Consider the following 14,574-nt stretch of genomic DNA (forward strand, 5'->3'; position numbering starts at 1 on the left):
GGTTCGTGTTCTGTCCAACTTAGTATAACCTATCCGCACGACTAACTGAAACCACAACAAATTATACTTCTTCTTTCAGCAGCTCTTTGTTCTTCATCTCTTGAAATTCCAAAATATTATCAACAGGATAAAGCAACCAGCGAATGTACCTACTGATGGCAACCAAAAAACTGCATACTAATATTGAGATGCAAACCACAAAAGCAAGTTTTACGAAGATGTTCCAATGTAGAAAATCAGTGGCATGCATCCGGATAACAAAAAAGAATACAGGATGGAAAAGGAAGATTACCAGCGAATTATCTCCCCATTTTGTCAGTATATTTTCGCGATTATTAACAAGCATGAATATAATAGCAATCATAAGAAGCGCGACGATATATTGTTGGAATTCCACTTTTAATAATTGTGAGACCGAATCAGCAAATGCGCTCGATTGCAGAAAACCATAGAATGCATTTTCAAATTGTAGTGGATTTCTCGACAATGTGTATATGACTATAAAAATTAAAAGCGAGCTAAGAAAGACTTTCCATTTAAATGTTCCTAAAAAGTTGCTGAGTTTCCCCATGGTCTCTTTATTAATATAGAAACCTAATAAGAAAAATGGGGAAAATACAAATGTCCTTTGAAGAGAGAGAAACTGACCAGAAATAGTCGGATGCTCCATCAAAAATCCTGTCGTCCACCAACGAATTCCGACACTCATGATCAAAATCACGACTACGATAAATATGCTCCCTATCCTGAACTTACCTATTTTATTAAGTATGATAGCTACTGCGTAGAAACAAGATAGACTGACTAAGTACCATAGGTGAAAAATCGGAGTTGTAAACCTGAATGAGAATACTTCCCCATAATGCGTGATATATGTGATAACCGCGTAAAAAGATTGAAATATTATGTATAGTACGAGTAAATTCAATATCTTTTTCCAATTCACATTTTTCGCAAAGTAACCGTTTAAAAAAATAAATGCTGGCATGTGGAAAGAGTAGATTAATATAATTAATGACTCCATTCCGCCTCGGACTATTAATAATAAATGACCCAATACGACTAGGAAAATTAGTAAACCTTTTACATTGCTTAATTTAACATCTTTTGTCATGATATACCTCCCGTACAAGCATACCATATTTAGGTGGAATATAGGAGGATTTAGCGACTACATAAACTTTGAGCATTGGCATCATTTATAGTAAACTCAATATAGCACAAGGAGGGTGATCAAAATGATAAGTTTAGCCGATTTTGAAAATTTTGTCCCTAAGAAAATACTGGAATGTGGACAGGATTATTTTGAGAGGAATAAGGTTTTTAATTTGGAAAAAGGCGATGGTGATAGCTTCGAGGCGTTCGTGGCTGGTACAAATATGTACTACGTTTCTATTGATTTAGATGCGGACAACCATATTATAAAGAGCACTTGCGATTGCCCTCACGATTCCGAACTATTTTGTAAACATGAAATCGCTGTTTTCTATCAAATTTTAGATTATCAGTCTGGCGTGATTAAAAAAGTTTTACAAAGTTGGGACAAAGCGCAGTTGGTAGATAAGCTCTACACGCTACTGATTACGCATCCAGAACTACAGGCTGGCTTAGTTGAGAAAAAGAAAAAAGTCGAGACGGTAAAACTTGAAGGTACGGAAGAATTTTATGCGAAGCAAATCAAAAAGGCGATTTCAGATACTATGGGACAGGATGATTTCATACGGTGGAACTTACTTCCTGAAGCTTTACTTGGAGTATACGCGACACTTGATGCTGCGAAGAATGCATTAGAGACGGGAGATTTCGTTTTTGCGGTGAAGTTAGCTCTCCTTGCGCAACGAGAAAGCACTCGAATGATTCAATTCGCTGATGATTCTAATGGAGAGATTTTTGATGTGGCTTTGGAAGTTGCAGAGTTAGTGGATAGCCTGATATTACATAAACCTGAGATTCCGATTGCGGATCATAAGACATTGTTTAACATTCTTATGCAAGAAGGATCGAGAAAACTGTATGAGGATTGGCCTGATCCTGCGTATGCTTGCTACACTTGGTCCATTCAATTTTGCGATAGCGCGGCTCAGCGAAAACGATTAGAGCAAAAAGTTGCGAGTCTGGACAGTGAATATTATGATCCAAAGCCAGAACTTCTTGTTGCAATTATGCTCAAATTTGGCGAAGAGAACGAGGCCTATGAGTATATGTATGCCCATCGTGAGAAATCCGAGTTTTTGCGGAGGTTGTTGGATCGAGCGAAAAAGGATGGTAACTATCAGGAGATGGCGCGTTTGCTAGAGGAGATAGATTATTCGGATTCTTACAGCTCTAAATGGTTGGCCGATAGGCTATATGTTTACGAAAATTTAGAGGACTTGGAGAAAATTTGCGACACGTTGATGTGGCAGTATATTCACGGGAATTCGCTTAGTTATGAAAAATTAAAATCGCGTTGTGCGGACTGGGAGAGTTATCGTCAGCGGGTATTAGAGGCGTATAAACAGGTGCCTTATTCCAGTACTTACAGCCATTTTCTGCAACAAGAAGGGCTTTCAGAGGCATTGCTAGCGTATTGCCAGAAGCAACCTGAACGTGTGGAGCTTTATTTTGGAGATCTCGTTACCGATTATTACGAAGAGGCGCATCAGCTCTACTACGATTGGGCTGAGAAACCTTTGACTAATAACCCAAATCGTAGTAGTTACCGGACGGTTGCGCATTTGCTGAGAAGCTATCAGAAAGAAGCTGGCCGTGAGTTTGCTGTGAAGTTAGCTGATAAAATTCGTGATAAATATCCGCGTCGGACTGCCTTGTTTGAGGAAATTAGTGATTTTGAATAAGGTTAGTGGTAGGTAGAGGCGTAAGTTCAGAGGTTTCAGCTTTTTGCTGAGTGGTAAAGATAGAGATGACTAAGTCTTAGGAGGTTACACATGTCAGGAATTATTTGGACTATTATTGTCGTTTTATTTGTGATTTGGGTTATTGGCTTGATTCTGCGTATTGGCGGAAAGTTGATACATTTATTGTTGGTTCTAGCTTTGGCATTGTTAGTTTGGAATTTAATTACGGGGAATGGTTGATGTAGAAGGCTGTTTTGTCGCTGAAAAGTGGACAGGACGGCCTTTTTTTGTGATTGCTTGAGATTGGGTAATATAAAAAACACGATATACTTCCTAACCTTAGTACGTGAGAATTCTTAATTTCTATGCTATTTCTCGTAATTGCTACAAGTTATTTACACTTATCATTTGATAGTTGTAATAATTTAGGATATCCTTTAGTTATAAGTTGATACCATACGATAGCTATTTAGTTATTTTATAAAATGAAATTATAACGGGGGAACACAGTCATGAATAATTTTATTGAATCTCTATTTAAAAAGACAAAATCTCCATTTCAATTCGACCATGAAGACATTGATGTTTTTGTAAATCCACCTAGATCAAGGGATAAAGCAAAAAATGATAGATTTACAGAGATAATAGCACGCCTCTATGACTATCAAAATTATAAAACTGAGATTATTGATGGTTACAATGATAGCGGCGCAGACATACTTATCACAAAAAAGAATATTACGACAGCAATACAAATTAAGCATTCACATCCACTTAGCAAAACTAAAAACATAGGCGAAGATGTCTTGAATAAATTGCTACAAGCAAAACATATTCACAAAGCAGAGCACTTACAATTAATTACTACAACCTATTTCATTCAAAATACTATAAAAAAAGCCAACTCTTTAAAAATAGACTTAATTGGACGAGATAAATTATTTAATTTCATATCCAATGTATCACCCGAATTTGTAGCAGCCTTATCATATAACTATTCTATCGAAAATTTTAACACTTGCCCGCATTGCAACAACGGGAAAATGATCGTTGAAAATTCTTCGAAAACCAAAAGTTATTATTATCGTTGTCTAAGTTGTAAAAAAACAGCTGCTATAGATTAAATACCTTAACATAAAAATACAAGAGCTATCCGTTATGTTTAGATAGCTTTTTTATCTTCTTAATAAAGTAATATATGCCAGCATTGAGTCAGTAACCCTCAGAGAGCACATGGGGCACGCCAGTACTACAACTACGAGGTACATCTACAGTCATTTATTCCCAAAGCGGCAAAAAAGTATGTCTGATAATATCGACAGCCTATTTTAATTTTTTTACAACTTGCAGTTTTTTGCAGTTTCGCAACCTAAAAAGAGCCTCCGCATACAGCGAAAACTCTTGGTACTCTAAAATGGGTTGTGAGGGGATCGAACCCACGACCCGCTGATTAAGAGTTGAATTTTAGAATTATTATGGGTTCAAATGTTGCTGTGAGTGGGTTTTGATTGTGAATATTGATGGATTTTGGGGTTATTTTTATAGATTTAGGAATTTTTGAGTATAGAATACTATTTCAGACAACCTATTCTTCATGTCTCAACTAAAACTCACCATTATTCTTCGCACCATCGCCTTGCTTGTTCTTTTTTCCCCCCGCTTGTTTCAATATACATTTAAATCCATTCCAAATCTGTATAAAGTACGCTTTATATCCCTTACCACATTCAAATATATATTCGCTGACCTGATTACAAAAATAGGCTATGACTTGTAGTGGAACACTAAAAATATAAATTATAAGTAATAATTTAAGACTGTGCTGAAAAAAATGGGAATCTACATCCGCACTTTCCATATCATATATACTCTCTATAATTTTAGATAAATTCTCTATCGACATTGTCCATCCTGTTAACCCCTCAATCTTGTCCATTGAAGCGAATAAAAAACCAATTATCGTAATTAAAAAAGCTAATGGTAAAAAGGACAACTGCAAGAACTTTTTGTGATTCTTTAACAAATTCCTAAAATATACACCTTGCTCTATTTTACTAGTTTTTCTATACATCCCTATGTTCAGTATAACTGGATATACACAAATCGAAATAGAATAAGCAATCAAAACTGAATCAATATCAAACATCTTTCCAATTATACCCATGAGGGCTGTTAGAGTAAAAAAAGAGAATATATAATTAATAGCAGGGATGTTATACCTATTTCTGTACTGTAACTCCTTCCTTTTATTCTCGTACTGATAGCGAAAAAATTTATTCCCTGTAAATATATCTGAAAATATCAATATAAAATTGGTAGCACCAATACATAAACTAATCACAGTGAAGATAAAAATAGGGACTCCAATAATTGTAAGAAATATAGTCATATAACCTCCAAAAATAATTGCATCAATATCAGTACCTCTCACTACAAAAAATATCTTGTAGTTCAACATATCTTCATTAAATGAGAAATATAGATACTAAAACAGAATTAACAAATCACTTTAAAAGGTGCATGTCCACTTTCGCTGTTTCTCAACAGTGTTGGTTTTCTGAACCTTAAACTAGTGTCTAGCCTAAAAATCGCTGTTTCTTCCTCTACCTCAATAAAAGAAATATTAATCCATATTGGCGCTCTTGGGAAAAGCCCACCTAGGACTCCGACAACATCTTTAACTGAGAGTTTCTTATCTCCTATGTTTTCTTTTGTTAAAACCAAGCGCTTCATCATCTCATCTCCACCGTCCAACATCTTCCCCTCTTCTTCAACTGGCTCAATAATAAATTTATTTACTGTACTTTGAATTCCCATTTTTTCTTTTAATTCATTAGTAGCTCTCAACAAGTTCTCAGCAAATATTTCTTCGTTCATTTGAGTTATTTTTTCCATTGAGATCATCTCCTTTATTTCAGCTTAGTAGATTCAATTTTCTTCAAGTTCCCTAAATTGACATACCCAGAATTCGTGAACTCTAATTGATAAGTTTCCAACCAAGAATTTTTAGTCGCAATCCCAGCATCATTAAATATCAGCTCATAATTTTTTGCATGTGCAACAGTGGGTGCATAATGACCTGATTCATTAGTAATCCTTCTTATATTCCCATACGAATCAACCTTTAATTTTCCTGCAGCTAAAACATCCTCACCATTAGCTAGATAGGAATGACCCCTACCTACTTGGAGTGTGCCGCTTCTATCAATAATAAAATCAACCTCATTTATACCGTCTCTAATTTTAACTTGTCCATTTTTCAAAACATAGTCAAACGATTTTCCTGACTGTAGTTCATTTGGATATCTATTTTCTATCGTCTGAATAGGCTCAACTTCTTTTATCTTCAACTTTTTCTGTGCCACATCTAGATGACTTTTAGGTATCATTTTACCTGCACCTTTCATCGTTATACCACCTAGTAATACAAACGAAATGATTGAAAAGCTTTGCATTTTTGTTAGTGGCACATCAGGGTTCAACTTATTGATACCTTTCATTGCATCTAACATATAATCTGTCATAAAATCTCCAGTTTCCTCAGATGTTACTTTAATCGTACCATCTTTTAAGCCATCATTGTAGGCAATACTAGCTTCTGCTGATTCGCGATTCGTGATACCATTTTTACTTAAGACCCAATAATTCCCCTCCAACGTTTTCGTGTAATCATCAAAGTTATAGGTTTTCTTCGGCTTCTTCTCTGGTACCAGACGATTCAACCAGCCTAGTTGCATTTTACTGGCATCGTATGTATGTGTCGTTGCATTGAACGCTTTTCCTGCCATGATTTCATTCACGCCTGTCTTCACTTGATACATCCGCGTCAACACATCATCCATCATATTCGTATGGCTATGCTCAAAATCAAGATACCGTTCTAAAATCTTGATTTCCTCTTTGATTTGTCCCATAGATACCTCAAGACCCAGCTTCATCCCAATCTGTTGCCCGATGTTCAAACCACCCGTCATCGACTCCATCGCATGGTTGAATTCATCTAGTAAGTTCTCCGATCGCCTAATTTCTGCATATAAGGCATCCAATTTATCCGAATCTAAGCGTGAACCGAACGAATCATCTACCTGCGTCTCAAAATCTCGAATATATTTCTTCAAAACCGTATCCATTTCGGTTAAGCAGTCCGTTGTTGTATCTACAATCGGATAATGTACTTTTTCATAATAACTTTTCGCACTGTCAACAAATTCCCCTTTGATTTCATCATCCGCTAACAGCTTGGCTACAGCTTTTCGATAATCTTGCAATGCTCCTCGTAAGCGCTCACTTTCTCTCAAAAACTGTTCCACAAAATAGCGTACTTCTCCAATCTCAATCCTTGGCATGCGTCTTAGCCCCTCTCGATGCAAATTGCGCTCGTTGATGTGCTCGGCGTGATTCTTTTAAAGTATCATCTACAGCGTACATCTGTTTTTTCCGTTTCTGCCACTCTTCCGTCATCGTTTCTTCAATCAATCCTAAACGCTGTTGCGATCGATTTCCCTGCCACGCATCTTGAAATAAATGCAAGACATGTTCTTGCGCTCGTTTCGTTTTTGCAAACAGTCGTTCCAGCTCTTCAAATTGTCGCTCTTTCTTGATTTGCTCTTCCCAAATCTCTTCTTCCCGTTGTCTTGGTTGCATTTCTATGTATCCCCCTGACCTATTTTTTACTTGCCATCCATTCGATTCCATTGTGTAGCATATCGCCCAATGCTTTTTCCGACGCGACGAATGCTTTTTCGACATTTTTTAAATTCGCTGTATCTTTTTGAAACGCAGTTGGTGCAGATGCCGTCATTTGTGCAAACTCCATAGCACCTTCCACTAACTGGCGGGCACTACCTGTGGAGTAAGATACGCTTGGTTTTGGTTGGAGTTTCAAGGTATTCGTCGTGGTTTGGATTGCACTCGCATGTTCGGATATTCTGCCACTTGGTAACTGTATTTTCTTTGCCACTTGTTACTCAATCCTTCCTTATTTTAGTGCTTATGGAAATATTATACCACACGTAATTAATAAAAAAAGCTATGTTCTAGATTTTCTGAAAAGCCTCCCAAATCAATCAGCACTATTAGATCTTGTTTGTATTTTTTTCAAGATAGATAAAGAAAAACTCTATCTCTTATTACAATATTTATTTACCCACAAAGAGAACATACGTTCCAAAAGGGGGGGGGAGTTGTCATGGTAATTAAAAAGACTGTTACAGGATATACAATTGACGTGAGCTTAGGATATGATCCCATTGCGCAAAAACAACGCCGAATTAAAAAAAACAAATATTAAAACCAAGGCAGAAGCCGAGCATTTGGAAAGTTACTATAAACAGCAATATTTCCAAAATAACTTAGTAACGAGTTTAAAAGTAACATTTGAGCAAATTGGGAATAAATATTTTGCTAACTATATTGTAGATCAAAAACCAACCTATGTGCGTACACAAAAAGGTTACTATAACCATAGAATTCTGCCTTATTTTAAAGGAAGCATGGTTTCAAAAATAGAAAAGAAAGACTGCATAATATTCAGAGATAAGCTATTAAACGAAGATGAAAAGACACGTTTATCCAGCAATAGTATTAATAAACACATGATTTTGCTAAAAAAACTTTTTGATGTCGCTGTTGATGATAACCTTATTATTCGGAACCCTTGTATCGGTATCAAGAAACTAAAAGTCGTTAAACAGAAAATGAAATTCTGGACTACTGCGGAATTCAAGTGCTTTATTGATGCTATTAATGAAAAGGATCATGTTGATAAAGTCTTCTTCACTACAGCTTATCTTACTGGGATGCGCGCTGGGGAGATGATGGCATTACAATGGGATGATATTGATTTTGGACGAAATGAAATTCACGTTTCTAAAACCATGTCTCGGGTGAACGGCGAGAATATCGTTACCACGCCAAAAAGCACTAATAGTAATCGCTACATTACTATTAATGCGAAATTGGCGGAGATGCTTAAAGACTGGAAAGAGCGTCAGGAAGCTTTATTGAAATCCTATTTGATAACCGATTTGAAGGATATTACTGTTTTTCAATACAGTATAAATACACCTATACGTGAATGTTTTGGAACCAAAAAGATTACGAAAATTTGCAAAGATGCTGGAATCAGACCTATCAGACTACATGATTTTCGGCATTCACATGTTGCATTATTAATTGATAACCACGAGGAAATAACTGCAATAAAAGAACGGATGGGGCATGCTAGCATTACTACAACTATCGACACTTATGGACACCTATTCCCAAATAAGCAAAAGAGCATGAGTGATAAATTTGATAAGATGTTTTAATTTAAATTATCGGGATATAGTCTTAAGGCAAGATGTTATCCCGATAATTGTTTATTATACATAAAACAAGCTTACACAATCATCGCGACCCAATATTTTCCAATCTGACCCAACCTATATTTTTATTCCCAAATTTATAAGATATGTCCCACAAATTCCTTAAAACCGCTACATTTATTTCCTCAATTGTATTTATTTCTTCTCGAATCAATGTATTAGCCTTATTCTTCAATTTAATATAATTTGGATTTTCAAGGCTCTCGATATGATTGATTTTTATTTTTTTCATTGCTGCTTTCGATTGTTTTGTAAGTAAGTATGCTTCGCTTAAGAGAACTGATAATATTTCTTTATTACTATTCAGAGCATAATCAAACTCCCAATGAGTATAGCTTATATCAGAATCTGGCATAGTAGACCCGTAACGACCACCTAGAATGAGTACATATACATCTGATTGATCTATCCACTTTTTTATAGTTGTAATTTGATCGCTACCTGATTTAAATAATTCCATTCCACATGGGATATGTCCCGCATCCAGCACTGCATTTATACATCTTTGTCGCTCATCTTGTAAATCTTCAAAAGTTGAGGATATAAAAACTTGTAACTTTTTGTCCTTTATCTGTATTAAATCCACAGCATACTCTGCTACATTCTGACGTTCACATAAATTTTTACTACCAATATCTGAAAAGTTATTTATATAATCTTTAATTTTAAGATGGGCGTTGACTAGTTTATGATTTTGTTTATACATGCTTATCATAAGCCCCTTATCATCAGAAAATGTTCCATTAAACCATTCATCAACTTTTTTTAAGTATATAGTTAGTCCAATATAATCTTTTTCAAAATAGCTAGATTGAACTCCTTTTAAAGCTCTAAAAATGTTACTATCCTCGCTATCATACTCGAAGATTGCATCCTCAATAAAAGGGATATCTATCTTAAATTTTTTCTCTAATAATTCTATTTCTGTTAGTTTTTTATTTTCTATAACAGTATTAGAGCTTAGCCTTCCCATTTTATAAATAGGGTACCCATCTACATATTCTCTTTCTTTCATTTCAAATCCTACTTTTGAAATAAAAGAATTAATTATTTTAACAAAATCATCCTGATCTTTCTCATCTTCTCTAAGATACGGGCTAACGATTTCTTCTAGAAAATCAGAGAATTGCCTATCGCTAATGTTCTCGATATCTAATAAAGTAAAGTACATAAAATCCTCATCATAGTCAATATTCGCAATCATATGTTGATTAATATCCTCTTCCAAATTTCTAAATCGCTTATCTTTGGCAGGCATATTCTTCAAATCCCAAACCTTATTTAGAAAGGGGATTAATTCACTATTTCCATAGATATCTTCTATTAATAATTTTTGTACTAGTTTATTTCTTAGTAATGGTCCAATATAAACGATATTGTTCACATCCTCTTGTTTACTTTATATACTCAACTTTAAGTAATTTGATATAGCTAATTCTATTATATCCAATAATACACAATTTGTCAGGTGAATTTTATAATTACTCCTAACAAGCTTGATACCATAAACTCTCTAAGATTTTCCCTGTAAGGATTTTTCAGGATTTTCACAAACAAATTTACGCACAAAAAAGCCCCAACAGACGTGATATCCGTTGAGGCTCTAAGATGGGTTGTGAGGGGATCGAACCCACGACCCGCTGATTAAGAGTCAGCTGCTCTACCAACTGAGCTAACAACCCGTGCGATATAATATTTTATCGACAAGACCTATTCTAGCACTTTCGCACTGGCTTGGCAAACATTTCACACGTTACAATCGCAATGTTTCGCCGAACAATCTTGATTTCTGCTCGCAAATACTTTATGATCAAACAAAAGAACTAGGAGGACAACTGCCATGAAGTCATTATCGTTCCAACCATTTCCTAATTTCGAAACGGATCGGCTATTTTTAAGACGCATGAATACGGCTGATCTTGAGGCTATTTTTGCGTTGAAATCGAGTGCGGAGGTTGCTGCTTTTCAGGACAGGCCTTTGCATCTTGATACTACTGAAACGGCCGCATATATGGATAAAATGAATGCGGGAATTGATAGTAATGCCTCGATTTTTTGGGTTTTGGCATTGAAGGAAACGGATGAATGTATCGGGACTGTTTGTTTGTGGAATTTTTCGAATGATGGGGATCGTGCGGATTTAGGGTATGAGTTGTTGCCGGCGTTTCAAGGCGCGGGGTATATGCGCGAGGCTGTGGAGCGGGTGCTGGATTACGGGTTTGGCGCGCTTTCGTTGCAGGCGATTGATGGTGTGACTCATCGGGATAACGCGAGTTCGGTGCGGGTATTGGAAAAATTGGATTTTCATTTGAACTCAGATTTTGTAGATGGAGACGAGATTATGTACACGATCAAAAAGAGAAGTTAGGCGATGTGCCTAACTTCTCTTTTTTGGGGAATCTGGATTTTGAATGTGGATTTGTTTAGCGTCGTGCTTGGTGCCACCCAATCCAGCTTCTAGAGCCAGCCTCTCGGAATTTGTTGATAACTCTTAGGAGACGTACTTTGTTTCCTTAGAGTATCAATATGAGTGTGAGTGCAACGAGCATTCGTTCCTTGCCCTCTAGCAAATTCTGTCGAGGCTAACGGGCTCTTTCAGCTTTGTTGTGGGTCTTAGGAAATGTTCTGTATTTCCTTAGAGCCTCAATATGAGTGCGCACGTAGGGAGCATTCGTTCCTTGCACTCCGTCATGTTCCATGCACCCAATCCAGCTTCTACGGCCAACTCCTCGAAAACTTCACGCCCTCCATAAAAAGCAAGAACGGCTTTTTACTGCGGCCACTCCAGTTTTTTTCGGAGCTGAACAGCTTTATAATCGCCATACACTCTTAACAACATGTGTCTGCGAACGATCTGGCCCAACAGAGAACATCGAAACTTGTACGCCTGTTAATTGGGCGATGCGTTCCATGTAATGACGGGCGTTTGCTGGTAGGTCATCCAAAGATTTCACATTTGTAATGTCTTCTTCCCAACCGTCCAACTCTTCATAAACTGGTTTACAACGAGCTAATTCTTTCAAACTCGCTGGGAATTCTTCGATAACCTTGCCATCCAACTCGTACGCAACGCAGACTTGCAATTTCTTAATGCCTGTCAACACGTCAAGTAACGTCAATGAAAGATCAGTCAAACCACTCACTCGGCGGGCATGGCGAACGACTACGCTGTCAAACCAACCTACGCGGCGTGGACGACCTGTTGTTGTTCCATATTCACGGCCAACTTCACGGATGTTATCGCCAATTTCGTTATCAAGTTCGGTCGGGAATGGGCCGTCACCAACACGTGTTGTGTAAGCTTTTGCTACTCCGACAACGTGATTGATTTTCGATGGGCCAACGCCGCTACCGATCGTAACGCCACCAGCAATCGGGTTACTCGATGTTACAAATGGATACGTACCTTGGTCAATATCCAACATAACGCCTTGTGCGCCTTCGAAAAGTACGCGTTTGCCATCGTCTAATGCGTCGTTTAAAACAACGGATGTATCGCAAACGTATTGTTTGAATTGTTGACCGTACTCGTAATACTCTTCTAAAATGTCCTCTATTTTAAAGCCCTCTAACTCATAGAAACGCTCCAATAAACGGTTTTTCTCTTGTAAGTTATGCTCTAATTTCTCTTTGAAAGTTTCTTTGTCCAAAAGATCGACAATCCGGATACCTACGCGAGCGGCTTTGTCCATGTATGCTGGGCCAATTCCTTTTTTTGTAGTTCCGATTTTGTTTGCGCCTTTACGGACTTCGTCGGCTTCGTCAATGCGAATGTGATACGGCAAAATAACGTGCGCGCGGTTCGAAATACGCAAATTCTCCGTACTTACGCCTTTTTCGTGCAAATAATTTAGCTCTGTCACAAGGGCTTTTGGATCGACAACCATCCCGTTACCGATAACGCTGATCTTCTCTTTGTAAAAAATACCTGATGGGATTAAGTGCAATTTGTACGTTTCTCCATCAAATTTGATCGTATGGCCTGCGTTATTACCGCCTTGGTAACGCGCGATAGCCTCCGCATTCTCGGAAAGAAAATCCGTAATCTTCCCTTTTCCTTCATCGCCCCACTGTGTTCCTACAACAACAACTGAAGACATCTAAACACCTCATTTAATTGGTCTTTTAAGCTCGATTTCGCAAGCTTTTTCCACTACTAATTGTACCGTTTGTCCTCGCATTAGTCAATGAATTATCGAACGTTTTGGAAAAGGATTGCAGAAATCGTTCGTCTATATGTAAATAATCTGTGTGCTACAAAATTGTAAGAAAAGTTACACGTTATGTCACGCGAATCGAGGGAACCTGAGCTCGAACTTCGGTAAGATAGGTTTAAGAGCTAAAACAGAGCTCAAATTTTGTAGGAGTTGAAAATAATTATGAAGAAATTTTTACTTATTGGAATGGTTCTGGGTGGACTTTTACTAGTTTTATCTGGTTGTATGTTTAACAAGGCCAAAGGATTAATCGTGTATGGCAGTAATGATCAGGTTGCTCAGGCGCTTGAAAGCAACAAGAAGGACGTGGATTCTTCTCAGGTTTACGCGGTAAAACAGGACGGTGCGGATGAAACGTTGACCATTTTCCTACAAGAGAGTGACGCGAAAAAAATGCAAAAAGAGGATGTTTTCTCAAAAATCATTAATTCTGATGAGACAGAAAAGTTGAAAGAACTTCCTGCTACAAACGGCAAGATGTTGCTGTTCGCTAAAGAGGATGCGGCAGAAATCACGCTGGATGGTAAGAAGCAACCGGTCACATACGGCGGTAATGTTACGTTCGGAGATTCCAGGGCATACGCGCAGAAAATCGTTGTCGTTCCTGATAACATGTGGGCAAGCGTAAAAGCTAAAGCAGAAAGTATCGCCGTTGTGACGATGAAAAAAGATGCGGCAGATTATATAACAAAGTTCAAAGATGTTGATCGCGTGCAATTAGTTGATTTTAATTCATAAAAAGAGATTATCGCAGGTCTAGGCTTGCGATAATCTCTTTTTGCTATCCTTCTATCTCTTTTTGACGGTATTTCGGGAGTTTTCGTAAGACTTGTTCGTAGCCGTGTGCAAGTAAATTCGCTAGGAATTCCTCATTTGACTCTTCATCCAGCAAAACCGATACCCAGTGGGATTTATTCATGTAGTAGCCCGGTATCACTGCCGCATTTTCAGACCGTAAAATTTCGCCTTGGTTCGGTTCCACTTTGACCGTGAGAATATCGCGGCCTTCTTTGTTCGTTCCACGCATCGCGAACATTTTTTCACCTACAAAAAAGCGATCGGCGCCCCATTCTTCTTTGTAATCGTGCGTCGCGCCTTTCAAGCTAAGCGCCGCCTCGTGAATTCCTGGATATTCTGCCACCTTCACATTCC

At 37.5% G+C, this 14,574-nt stretch carries 15 protein-coding genes and 1 tRNA gene; 6 read left to right on the forward strand and 10 right to left on the reverse strand.

Features of this window, described 5'->3' with window-relative positions; genetic code table 11:
• Positions 1–61 precede the first annotated feature (61 nt).
• Positions 62–1,141 (reverse strand): acyltransferase family protein, encoded by a 1,080-nt coding sequence (locus tag UE46_RS15465; protein WP_118907756.1) that lies wholly within the window; start codon positions 1,139–1,141, stop codon positions 62–64.
• 97 nt (positions 1,142–1,238) lie between these two features.
• Between UE46_RS15465 and UE46_RS15470 the strand changes: the two genes are divergently transcribed.
• From UE46_RS15470 to UE46_RS15480, 3 genes are all read left to right on the forward strand, one after another.
• Complete coding sequence (locus UE46_RS15470) at positions 1,239–2,837, forward strand: SWIM zinc finger family protein (RefSeq protein ID WP_036061230.1); 1,599 nt, start codon at positions 1,239–1,241, stop codon at positions 2,835–2,837.
• Positions 2,838–2,927: 90 nt separating this feature from the next.
• Positions 2,928–3,077: a lmo0937 family membrane protein gene (locus UE46_RS15475; RefSeq protein ID WP_118907757.1), complete on the forward strand. Its 150-nt coding sequence runs from the start codon at positions 2,928–2,930 to the stop codon at positions 3,075–3,077.
• 272 nt (positions 3,078–3,349) lie between these two features.
• On the forward strand, positions 3,350–3,961 hold the full coding sequence (locus tag UE46_RS15480) for a restriction endonuclease (RefSeq protein WP_118907758.1): 612 nt from the start codon (positions 3,350–3,352) through the stop codon (positions 3,959–3,961).
• A 479-nt stretch (positions 3,962–4,440) separates the two neighbouring features.
• Here UE46_RS15480 and UE46_RS15485 read toward each other — a convergent pair whose 3' ends face one another.
• From UE46_RS15485 to UE46_RS15505, 5 genes are all read right to left on the reverse strand, one after another.
• Positions 4,441–5,268, reverse strand: coding sequence for a hypothetical protein (locus tag UE46_RS15485; protein WP_143812896.1), 828 nt, complete (start codon positions 5,266–5,268; stop codon positions 4,441–4,443).
• A 65-nt stretch (positions 5,269–5,333) separates the two neighbouring features.
• Positions 5,334–5,732 (reverse strand): hypothetical protein, encoded by a 399-nt coding sequence (locus tag UE46_RS15490; RefSeq protein ID WP_036061236.1) that lies wholly within the window; start codon positions 5,730–5,732, stop codon positions 5,334–5,336.
• Positions 5,733–5,746: 14 nt separating this feature from the next.
• Positions 5,747–7,183, reverse strand: a complete 1,437-nt coding sequence (locus UE46_RS15495; RefSeq protein WP_036061237.1) for a T7SS effector LXG polymorphic toxin — start codon at positions 7,181–7,183, stop codon at positions 5,747–5,749.
• Positions 7,170–7,481 (reverse strand): hypothetical protein, encoded by a 312-nt coding sequence (locus UE46_RS15500; protein ID WP_036061239.1) that lies wholly within the window; start codon positions 7,479–7,481, stop codon positions 7,170–7,172. The genes UE46_RS15495 and UE46_RS15500 overlap by 14 nt, the downstream gene beginning before the upstream one ends.
• Positions 7,482–7,500: 19 nt before the next feature.
• Complete coding sequence (locus tag UE46_RS15505; protein WP_036061242.1) at positions 7,501–7,797, reverse strand: hypothetical protein; 297 nt, start codon at positions 7,795–7,797, stop codon at positions 7,501–7,503.
• Between the two features lie 280 nt (positions 7,798–8,077).
• Here UE46_RS15505 and UE46_RS15510 point away from each other — a divergent pair, with 280 nt between their 5' ends.
• The gene (locus UE46_RS15510) at positions 8,078–9,148 is read left to right on the forward strand and encodes a tyrosine-type recombinase/integrase (RefSeq protein ID WP_118907760.1); all 1,071 of its coding nucleotides are present in this window, start codon (positions 8,078–8,080) and stop codon (positions 9,146–9,148) included.
• A gap of 79 nt (positions 9,149–9,227) precedes the next feature.
• On the opposite strand, the gene UE46_RS16385 is transcribed toward UE46_RS15510, so the two are convergent.
• On the reverse strand, positions 9,228–10,589 hold the full coding sequence (locus UE46_RS16385) for an AbiJ-related protein (RefSeq protein WP_233230948.1): 1,362 nt from the start codon (positions 10,587–10,589) through the stop codon (positions 9,228–9,230).
• A gap of 225 nt (positions 10,590–10,814) precedes the next feature.
• Positions 10,815–10,887 (reverse strand) — tRNA-Lys (locus tag UE46_RS15520).
• Between the two features lie 158 nt (positions 10,888–11,045).
• Here UE46_RS15520 and UE46_RS15525 point away from each other — a divergent pair.
• Positions 11,046–11,573, forward strand: a complete 528-nt coding sequence (locus tag UE46_RS15525; RefSeq protein WP_051492953.1) for a GNAT family N-acetyltransferase — start codon at positions 11,046–11,048, stop codon at positions 11,571–11,573.
• A 442-nt stretch (positions 11,574–12,015) separates the two neighbouring features.
• Here UE46_RS15525 and UE46_RS15530 read toward each other — a convergent pair whose 3' ends face one another.
• The gene (locus UE46_RS15530; protein ID WP_036061244.1) at positions 12,016–13,305 is read right to left on the reverse strand and encodes an adenylosuccinate synthase; all 1,290 of its coding nucleotides are present in this window, start codon (positions 13,303–13,305) and stop codon (positions 12,016–12,018) included.
• Between the two features lie 279 nt (positions 13,306–13,584).
• On the opposite strand from UE46_RS15530, the gene UE46_RS15535 reads away from it, so the two are divergent.
• A complete protein-coding gene (locus UE46_RS15535; RefSeq protein WP_036061246.1) occupies positions 13,585–14,160 on the forward strand; it encodes a lipoprotein BA_5634 family protein in 576 nt (191 codons plus the stop codon).
• 43 nt (positions 14,161–14,203) lie between these two features.
• Here UE46_RS15535 and UE46_RS15540 read toward each other — a convergent pair whose 3' ends face one another.
• The gene (locus tag UE46_RS15540) at positions 14,204–14,563 is read right to left on the reverse strand and encodes an MmcQ/YjbR family DNA-binding protein (RefSeq protein ID WP_051492954.1); all 360 of its coding nucleotides are present in this window, start codon (positions 14,561–14,563) and stop codon (positions 14,204–14,206) included.
• Between the last annotated feature and the right edge of the window lie 11 nt (positions 14,564–14,574).

Origin of the sequence: Listeria weihenstephanensis (assembly GCF_003534205.1) — a bacterium.
GTDB classification, from domain to species: domain Bacteria; phylum Bacillota; class Bacilli; order Lactobacillales; family Listeriaceae; genus Listeria_A; species Listeria_A weihenstephanensis.